Origin of the sequence: Streptomyces sp. NRRL B-24572, from assembly GCF_002156145.1 — a bacterium.
Taxonomy (GTDB): domain Bacteria; phylum Actinomycetota; class Actinomycetes; order Streptomycetales; family Streptomycetaceae; genus Streptomyces; species Streptomyces vietnamensis.
In genome coordinates, this window is the sequence record NZ_MWIG01001048.1 from 1 (window position 1) to 539 (window position 539).

Genomic DNA, 539 nt, shown 5'->3' on the forward strand with positions numbered 1-539 from the left:
GTCACCGTCGCCTTCACCGGTGGTGAGGCGGCCTCCCCGGCACACGTGCACAAGCTCCAGCGGCTCAAGCCCGGCATCAGGGTCGTCAACGGCTACGGCCCGGCCGAGTCCATGGGTTTCACGACCACCCACACGATCGAGCCCGGCGACACGCTGATTCCGGTCGGCGCGCCGCTGGTGAACAAGGCCGCCTACGTCCTCGACGTACATCTGAACCTGTGTGCGCCGGGGGTGACCGGTGAGCTGTATCTGGCCGGCGAGGGCCTCGCCCACGGGTATCTGGGCCGGTCCGATCTGACCGCGACCCGTTTCGTGCCGAACCCCTTCGCCACGGATGGCGGGCGGCTGTACCGGACGGGCGACCTGGCCCACTTCGACCGGCACGGCCGGCTGCACTACGACGGCCGGGCCGACGACCAGATCAAGATCCGTGGTTTCCGTGTCGAGCCGGGGGAGACCGAGGCCGCGCTCCTCACCCACCGCGCGGTGACCCAGGCCGTCGTCACGGTCCACCACGAACAGCTCGCCGCGTACGTCGT

General features: G+C 69.9%; 1 protein-coding gene. It reads left to right on the plus strand.

Features of this window, described 5'->3' with window-relative positions; genetic code table 11:
* Positions 1 to 539, plus strand: a 539-nt coding sequence (locus tag CCN56_RS39970; protein ID WP_143664820.1) for an AMP-binding protein, incomplete at both ends; no start/stop codon positions are given.